7 protein-coding genes and 1 pseudogene are annotated in these 7,978 nt (G+C 71.2%); 2 read left to right on the forward strand and 6 right to left on the reverse strand.

What is annotated here, in order from left to right; genetic code table 11:
- Positions 1-193 (reverse strand): annotated as a pseudogene (locus D7W79_RS34955) (hypothetical protein); the annotation flags it as partial.
- 205 nt (positions 194-398) lie between these two features.
- Complete coding sequence (locus D7W79_RS34960; RefSeq protein WP_208729921.1) at positions 399-1,436, reverse strand: hypothetical protein; 1,038 nt, start codon at positions 1,434-1,436, stop codon at positions 399-401.
- A gap of 106 nt (positions 1,437-1,542) precedes the next feature.
- Between D7W79_RS34960 and D7W79_RS34965 the strand changes: the two genes are divergently transcribed.
- Entirely contained in the window at positions 1,543-2,442 is a 900-nt protein-coding gene (locus tag D7W79_RS34965; RefSeq protein WP_120529655.1) for a DUF2058 family protein, read from the forward strand.
- 72 nt (positions 2,443-2,514) lie between these two features.
- Here D7W79_RS34965 and D7W79_RS34970 read toward each other — a convergent pair whose 3' ends face one another.
- The 3 genes from D7W79_RS34970 to D7W79_RS34980 form a co-directional block, all read right to left on the reverse strand.
- Complete coding sequence (locus D7W79_RS34970) at positions 2,515-3,696, reverse strand: acyl-CoA dehydrogenase family protein (protein ID WP_120529656.1); 1,182 nt, start codon at positions 3,694-3,696, stop codon at positions 2,515-2,517.
- A gap of 49 nt (positions 3,697-3,745) precedes the next feature.
- Entirely contained in the window at positions 3,746-4,747 is a 1,002-nt protein-coding gene (locus tag D7W79_RS34975) for a DUF1028 domain-containing protein (RefSeq protein ID WP_120529657.1), read from the reverse strand.
- Positions 4,748-4,836: 89 nt separating this feature from the next.
- Positions 4,837-5,856 (reverse strand): DUF1028 domain-containing protein, encoded by a 1,020-nt coding sequence (locus D7W79_RS34980; protein WP_120529658.1) that lies wholly within the window; start codon positions 5,854-5,856, stop codon positions 4,837-4,839.
- Positions 5,857-5,973: 117 nt separating this feature from the next.
- Here D7W79_RS34980 and D7W79_RS34985 point away from each other — a divergent pair, with 117 nt between their 5' ends.
- Positions 5,974-6,738: an SDR family NAD(P)-dependent oxidoreductase gene (locus tag D7W79_RS34985; RefSeq protein WP_120529659.1), complete on the forward strand. Its 765-nt coding sequence runs from the start codon at positions 5,974-5,976 to the stop codon at positions 6,736-6,738.
- A gap of 92 nt (positions 6,739-6,830) precedes the next feature.
- Here D7W79_RS34985 and D7W79_RS34990 read toward each other — a convergent pair.
- Positions 6,831-7,978, reverse strand: a 1,148-nt coding sequence (locus D7W79_RS34990; protein ID WP_147442201.1) for a methyl-accepting chemotaxis protein, incomplete at its 5' end; no start/stop codon positions are given.

The following is a 7,978-nucleotide window of genomic DNA, read 5'->3' on the forward strand; positions in this document are numbered from 1 at the left end:
CCCCCGGCTTGCGGTACGCCCAGCCCAGGCCCGCGCTGTAGCCCACGGTGCGCCCCGCCTCCGCGTCGCCCTTGAGCACGTAGGCCCCCAGCGGCGCGACGGTGATGCCCAGGTTGCGGGCGGGTTCGGCGAGGGCCGGGGTCGCCAGGAGTGCGAGCCCGGCACACGCCAGGGGGAGGGCGGAGCGGAACATGGCCCTTCCCCAGAGCAAGGCCAGGGCCAGGGGGGTTCCCCAGCCACTTCAAGCACTTGCGGGGAGGCCCCGGAGGGGACGGCGGCCCGCGCAGGACACGGCCGTCACAGCCCCGGGAAGGGAGGCACCTCCCGCCGTGAAGCCGTGGGGCTTCCAACGGTCAGGAGGGGCCTCCGGAGGCGCCACAGGGGGCGCCTGGGGTGCGTCAGTTGCCCTCGCCCTCGTCTTCCGGGTCGGGGGCGCCGGGCGTGGCGCCCGGGGTGGCGGGCGAGTCCCCCGGCTTGGTGCGCGGGATGCCGAAATGGTCCAGCGCGTCCGCGATGCCCTGGGGCTTGTCCGCGTCCGGCAGGAAGTCCTGGGGCGGCTGCAGCTGCGGGTCCTTGCCAATCTCCGTCAGGCTGGACTCCAGCGTCATGCGCAGCTCGGCGGCCTCCGGGGTCTTCTCCTGGGGCACGCCGATGCGCCCGTCCAGCCGGGCCTTGAGGACGACGGACGTGGCCGCGTCCACCAGCACCTCGCCCTCCAGCGAGCGCGGCAGCCGGTGCGCGAAGAAGTTGGCGCGGCGCTTCGTCGTCTCGTCCGCGTTCTTGGGCGAGAAGGCGGCGGGCATCTTCTTGGGCGCTCCGCCCTCCTGGGGCGCGCCCAGGGAGACGTTGTACTTCCACGCGGTGCGCCCCTCGTGGGTGACGGTGCCCGCGGGGGTGAGCTTGATGCGGCCCTGGAAGAGGCTGTCGAAGTCGCGGATGGCGCCCGTCAGCTCCGTGCGGGTGCGCTCGGCCATGCCGCGGTCGCGCAGGCGCTGGCGGTACGGGCCGTAGCGGTTGCGCGCGAAGACCTGCCCCTTCACGCGCATGACCTCCAGGCCCTGGTCGCGCGAGTTCTCCAAAATGCCGTGGAAGTCGCCGTTGACGCCGCCGGGGCCCGCGCGGAAGGAGCGCGTCTCCGTGAGCTTCACGGGGTTGTTGCCGCTGGGGCCGGCCCACTCGTAGCTGAGGGTGGACTGGAAGAAGTGCGGGCCCAGCCGCTCGGTCACCTCCGCGGCGTCCATGCCCAGGATGCGGCGGGACACCTGGGGGTTGTCCGCGACGTCCTCCGGCGGCAGCTTCTCCTTCGCCGAGGCCACCACCTTCGGCGGGTCCTCCGGCGAGAAGATGCGGGCCTTGGCCGCCTTGTCGACGGGGTCGGAGCAGCCGGCGGCTGCCAGGACCAGGGCGAGGGCGGCGGACTTCGTCAGACTTCTCACGGAACCTCCACGACCAGGACGGCGGGGGCGGCAAGTTACGTGGGGGGGACAGGAGCGGCAAGCGGTGGCTTGCGTGCGGCCGTGCAAGGGATAGAACGCCCAACCCATGCAGAACCTGCGAGACAAGTTGTTGAAAGCGGGCCTCGTCTCCGAGGAGCAGGCCAAGAAGTCCGACTCCACGCCCTCGGCGCCACGGCGCCAGGAGGACAACCGGGGGAGCGCTCCACGCGCCCCGGCCCCTCGCGGACGTGATGAGAATCGGACAGCCGGAGGCCCGCCGCGCCGTGACGACCGCGGAGGTCCGCCGCGCCGCGAGGGCGGTGGCGGTCCGCCGCGCGGCGCCGGAGGTCCCCCGCGTCAGGGTGCCGGCGGTCCGCCGCGCCAGGGCGGAGGCTTCCGGGGCGGTCCTCAGGGAGGGTTCGGCGCGGCCTCGCGTCCGGGCACGCCCACGGAGAAGCCCATCCCGAAGCTGCCGCCCATGCCGGGCTCCAAGGCCTACCAGCGCGCCGAGTCCAAGAAGCAGGTGGAGCTGGACCGCGCCCTGCGCGAGCTGGTGCTGGGCGCCCAGGTGCCCCAGGAGGCGGGCGAGACGGCGTTCTACTTCATGACGCGCAAGGGAAAGCTGCGCCGCATGGAGCTGAGCCCCGCCCAGGCCAAGCAGCTGGAGGACGGCGAGCTGGGCGTGGTGGAGCGCCCGGAGCCCGCGCAGATCGAGCACTCGCTGGTGCCCGCCTCCGTGGCCGAGCAGATGTACGCGCTGTCCGCCAAGGCCGTGCGCTTCTTCAACCGCAAGGAGAACCCCGTCGGCTTCATGAACGACGAGGAGCTCAAGGCGCAGCAGGCCGCCGAGGCCTCCGGCACCGCGGTCGAGACGCCCGACGAGCCCCAGGCCTCCGCGGAAGGTGCCGAGGAGGGTGACGAGTCCGGGGAGGCCGAGGCGTCCGCCGAGGCCCCTGCCTCCGAGCCCTCCTCAGAGCCTTCGGGCGAGGGCGGCACCCAGTCCTGACGTTCCTTCCCGTGCCCTCCCCTCCTTCCCATCCGGGAGCGAGGGGAGGCGCGGCTTCCACCGGCGTCCGCGTCAGCCGAACGCGTCGATGCCGGTGATGGCCTTGCCCAGCACCAGCGTGTGCACCTCGTGGGTGCCCTCGTAGGTGAAGACGCTCTCCAGATTCAGCATGTGGCGCACGGGCGGATAGTCGTCCGTGATGCCGTTGGCGCCGTAGATGCTCCGGGCCACGCGGGCGATGTCGAGCGCGCTCTTCACATTGTTGCGCTTGGCCAGGCTCACCATCACGGGGTTGCTCTTGCCCTCGTCCTTGAGGCGCGCGAGCCGCAGGCTCAACAGCTGCGCCTTCACGATCTCCTGGAGCATGTCCGCCAGCTTCTCCTGCGTGAGCTGGTAGCCGGCGATGGACTTGCCGTCGAACTGCGTGCGGGACAGCGCGTATTCACGCGCGCCCTCGAAGCAGGCGATGGCCGCGCCCGTCACCGCGAACGCGATGCCCGCGCGGGCGTTGTTGAGGCACGACAGCGGCCCCTTGAGGCCCACGACGCCGGGCAGCACGTTGCGGTCCGGCACGCGCACGTCCTGGAAGGACAGCTCGCTGGTGCGCGAGGCGCGCAGGGAGAACTTGCCGGGAATCTCCCGCGCGCTGAAGCCGGGCATCCCCTTCTCCACCAGGAAGCCGCGCACGGACTCCGGGCCACCGTCCTCCGTCTTCGCCCACACCACCGCGACGTCCGCGATGGAGCCATTGGTAATCCACGCCTTGGTGCCGTTGAGCACCCAGGTGTCTCCATCCTTCCGGGCGCGAGCGCGCATGCCGCCGGGGTTGGAGCCGAAGTCGGGCTCGGTGAGGCCGAAGCAGCCGATGAGCTGCCCCTTCGCCATGCCCGGCAGGAAGCGCGTCTTCTGCTCCTCGCTGCCGTAGGCGTGGATGGGGAACATGCACAGCGAGCCCTGCACGGACGCGAAGCTGCGCAGGCCGGAGTCACCGCGCTCCAGCTCCTGCAACACCAGGCCGTAGCTGACGGTGTTCATGCCCGCGCAGCCGTAGCCCTGGAGGTTCGCGCCCAGCACGCCCAGCTCCGCCAGGCCCGGGATGAGGTGCGCGGGGAAGGTGCCGTCGCGGAAGTGCTTGCCGATGATGGGCAGCACCTCCGCGTCCACGAAGCGGGCCACCGCGTCGCGGGCGGCCTTCTCCTCGGCGGACAGCAGGTCGTCGATGCGGAACAGGTCGGTGATATCGGCGCGGGGCATGGCGGCGAGCTTGGCGTCGCCCTCCCCACGCCGTCAAACCACCGGTGCGTCAGTGAGACGCGGGCGCGAACGCTTCCAGGTCCCCGTCACGCAGGAAGTTGACCAGCGGACCGTCGATCTTCCGCTGGCCGTTCACCACCACGGTGGGCTTGAGGAAGAAGAGGTTGTTCCAGTTGAAGTCATACAGCGCCTGCTCGGCGGCGTCGTTCCACGTCGCGTCCATGCGGCCGCTGTAGTACCCGAGCTTGTGCAGCACGCGCTTCACGACCTTCGTGGTCTCCTTGTCCAGGGAGATGAGGTCCGACGCGTACGGCGCCGCGACGCCCGCCTGGTAGCGGTTCATCTCCACGTCCAGCTCCTTCAGCGCGTTCCTGCTGCTGTGCACGACGGCGTCCGCGAGCACCTTCGTGTAGAAGACCGCTTCGTTCTCCGAGCTCCAGACGCGGATGACGCCGGAGCGCTCGCCGTTGTTGTCGTGGCCCACGGCGGCCCCCGCCTTGAGCGACGCGAGCAGCCGCTGCGGCAGGCTGCCCTGGGCCTGCTGGAAGCCCGTCGCCATGGCGGCGCAGATGGTGGCGGTGGTCTGGTTGTTGGCCTGCACGACGAAGTTCGCGCCCTTCACCGCGCAGCGCTGCGAGGCGCTCTCCGCGCCGGTCTGCTGGCCCACGGTAATGGTGCCGTCGGGATTGAGCTTCACCGCGGCGAGCTGCCGGTAGTCCGCGTACGGATCCACGGTGAACACGTAGTCGATGGCGGCCTGGGCCGTGTCGCCCGCGTCGGTGCGGGCGATGATCGCCTCGGCGTCATCCACCGACGGGTAGAACATGGAGGCCACCGCCACGTCCGGACGGCCGTACGGCACCAGGCCGCTGATGCCCGCGGGGAAGGAGATGCTCGCCACGCCGCACGACTTCTCCACGGCGTCGCACGCGACGATGGCGCGCGTGCCCAGGATGCGCGGGTTGATGCCGGCGGGCGCCGCGGCCAGGGCGGACGTGGACGCGAACATCAGACAGGAAGCAGCCAACAAACCACGCGTGAAGGTCTTCATGGGCAGGAACTCCGATGCAGTGAGGAATGTCTGGGAAAGGTCCCTCGCGCGCGAGGGTGATGACGTCACGGGCCCGAGGGCCCGGTGCTTCACAGCTCGCTGGACGTGAACGCCTTCGGATCCACGTTGCGCAGGTAGTTGACCAGCGGACCGTCGATCTTCCGCTGGCCGTTCACCACCACGGTGGGCTTGAGGAAGAAGAGCGTGTTCCAGTTGAAGGCCTCCAGCGCCTGCTCAGCGGCGGCGTCCCAGGTCCCGTCCATGACACCGGTGGAGGACTTGTCGGCGTAGAACCCGGCCTTGTACAGCGCGGTCTTCACGACCTTCGCGGTCTCCGCGTCGAGCGGGATGAGGTCCGACGCGTACGGTGCCGCGACGCCCGCCTGGTAGCGATTCATCTCCACCTCCAGGTCCTTCAGCGCGGTCCGGCTGGTGTGCACGACCGCGTCCGCCAGCACCTTCGTGTAGAAGACCGCCTCGTTCTCAGAGCTCCAGACGCGGATGACGCCGGAGCGCTCGCCGTTGTTGTCGTGGCCCACGGCGGCTCCCGCCTTGAGCGACGCGAGCAGCCGCTGCGGCAGGCTGCCCTGGGCCTGCTGGAAGCCCGTCGCCATCGCGGCGCAGATGCTGGCGGTGGTCTGGTTGTTGGCCTGGACGACGAAGGTGGCGCCCTTCACGGCGCAGCGCTGCGGGGCGTTCTCCGCGCCGGTCTGCTGCCCCACGGTGATGGTCCCGTTGGGGTTGAGCTTCACCACGGCGAGCTGCCGGTAGTCAGCGTACGGATCCACGCTGAACACGTAGTCCACGGCCTGCTGGGCCGTGTTGCCCGCGTCGACGCGCGCGAGCACGGCCTCGGCGTCATCCACCGACGGGTAGAACATGGTGGCGATGGCCACGTCCGGGCGGCCGTAGGGGACCAGGCCGCTGATGCCCGCGGGGAAGGAGATGCTCGCCACGCCGCACGACTTCTCCACGGCGTCGCACGCGACGATGGCGCGCGTGCCCATGAGACGCGGGTTGGCCTTGCCCGTGGGCGCCGCGGCGATGGCGGACGTGGACGCGAACATCAGGCATGAGGCAGCCAGCAAGCCGTGCTTGAAGGTCTTCATATTCAGGGGACTCCGATGCAGTGGTTGATGTCTTGAAGAGTCCCCGGCAGCGCAATTGATGCATTTCGTCGTGCACCGTCCGCGCGATTCACGCGCGGGGCTCTATGCTTTCCGGCCATGGCAAACGAGACGACGAAGACCGTGGTGGTGACGGGCGCCAGCCGGGGCATTGGCCGCGCGGTGTCCCTGGCGTTCGCGCGCGAGGGCTATGACGTCTGGGCGCTGGCGCGCTCGGCGGAGTCGCTGGAGGCGCTGCGCAAGGACGGCGGCGAGCGGATCCGCCCGCTCACGGTGGACGTCGCGGACGAGTCCGCGCTGCTCGCGGCGTGCAAGACCGTGCTGGCGGCGGGGACGCCCCGGGTGCTGGTGAACAACGCGGGCATCACCGTGTCCGCGCCGCTGACGAAGACGTCCACGGCGGATCTGGCGAAGGTGATGGCCGTGAACGTGACGGCGCCCTTCCTCCTGTGCCGCGAGCTGATGCCGGCCATGGCGTCCGCAGGCGGCGGGCGGGTCATCAACATCGGCTCCATCACCGCGACGCGCGGAGCGAAGTACACGTCCGCGTACTGCGCGTCGAAGCACGCACTGCTGGGGCTGACGCGTGCGCTGTCGGTGGAGTACGCGCGCAAGAACGTCACCGTGAACATCGTGAATCCGGGCTGGGTGGAGACGGACATGTTCGCGGGCGCGACGGCCGCCATCACGAAGACGACGGGCCGCAGCGAGGAGCAGGCGCGCGAGGCCCTGGCCGGGATGAGCGCCATGGGCCGCATCATCCAGCCGGAAGAGGTGGCCGCGATGTGCCTCTTCCTCGCGTCGGAGGCCGCGGCCCCCATCACCGGCGCGGCCTACGCCATCGACGGCGGCGAGGCCGCGTAGCACAGGCCACCACGGCGGGCCGTCACGCGACCCGCGTCACTGCGCGAGTTCGGCTCACGTCGCGGCGACGCGGCCCGCGCGGGCTCCCGCCGTCACAGGCGGTACTGCTCCACGATGTTACTGACCTCGTGGGACGCGGTGGTGAGGCGCGCGGCGGCCACGGCGCTCGTGGCCACGCGCTCCACCGTCTCGTCCGCCAGCCGCGTCAGGTCGCTCAGCGCGGCGAACAGCTCCGCGATGCCCGCGTCCTGCTGGCTCACCATGTCCGCGATGCTCTTCACGGACACGCTGTTGTTCTGGATGACCGCGGCCAGCGCTCGCAGGCTCTCACCCGCCGCGCGCGCTTGATCCAGGCCTCCCTCCACCTCGCGCGTGCCGCCCTCGCTCGTCTGCACCGCTTCGGAGATGGCGCGGCCGATGTCGCCCAGGATGGACTGCACGCGCGCCGTGGCCGTCGCGGACTGGTCCGCCAGCGACCGCATCTGCCGGGCCACCACCGCGAACGCCCGGCCCGCCTCGCCGCTGCGCGCCGCCTCGATGGCCGCGTTGAGCGCCAGCACGTTGGACTGGTCCGCCAGGTCCTTCACCGTGCCGGTGATGTCGCCCACCTGCCGCGTGCGCTGCCGCAGCTCCGACACCGTGTTGGAGATGCGCTCCACCTGCGAACGGATGTGCGTGAGCCCACCCACGCTGCCCGCCACCGCGGACTCGCCCGCCTGCCCCACCGCGCCCGCCTTCTCCGCCTCGCGCAGCACGCCCGTCGCCCGGTGCGCCGCAGCCCGCGAGCTCTCCTGCAGCTGCCGCGCGGCGATCTGCGTCTGGTGCAGCGCCGCCGCCTGCCGCGTCACCGCGAGGTTCTGGTCCGACGCGGAGTTCGCCAGCTCCAGCGCCGTCGCCTCCAGTTCCTGTGCGGAGTTCTTCAGCGCCAGCAACACCGCGCGCAGCCGCGCCATCATCTCCCGGAAGGACGTGGCCAGCTGGCCAATCTCGTCATGCGAGTGGATGTCCAGCGTGCCGCTGAAGTCGCCCTCGGCCACCACCCGCGCCGCCGCCGCCGTCAGCGCGCCCAGCGGCGCCATCATCCGCCGCACCAGCAGGAACACGCCCCCGCCCGCCAGGAGCGCCACGAGCAGCCCCAACCCCAGCACCGCCATCAGCGTGCTCCGCATCCGCGCCCACTCCGCCTGGGCACCGCGCGCCAGCACCAGCTCCAGCCCCTCCCCCACCTGCACCCGCGACA

Origin of the sequence: Corallococcus exercitus (assembly GCF_003611585.1) — a bacterium.
Taxonomy (GTDB): Bacteria; Myxococcota; Myxococcia; order Myxococcales; family Myxococcaceae; genus Corallococcus; species Corallococcus exercitus.

Excerpts from the sequence above, each read along its gene's own strand:
- D7W79_RS34980 (WP_120529658.1), bottom strand. The coding sequence starts at position 5,856 with ATGAAGACCTTCAAGCACGGCTTGCTGGCTGCCTCATGCCTGATGTTC.
- D7W79_RS34970 (WP_120529656.1), bottom strand. The coding sequence starts at position 3,696 with ATGCCCCGCGCCGATATCACCGACCTGTTCCGCATCGACGACCTGCTG.
- D7W79_RS34975 (WP_120529657.1), bottom strand. The coding sequence starts at position 4,747 with ATGAAGACCTTCACGCGTGGTTTGTTGGCTGCTTCCTGTCTGATGTTC.
- D7W79_RS34985 (WP_120529659.1), top strand. The coding sequence starts at position 5,974 with ATGGCAAACGAGACGACGAAGACCGTGGTGGTGACGGGCGCCAGCCGG.
- D7W79_RS34965 (WP_120529655.1), top strand. The coding sequence starts at position 1,543 with ATGCAGAACCTGCGAGACAAGTTGTTGAAAGCGGGCCTCGTCTCCGAG.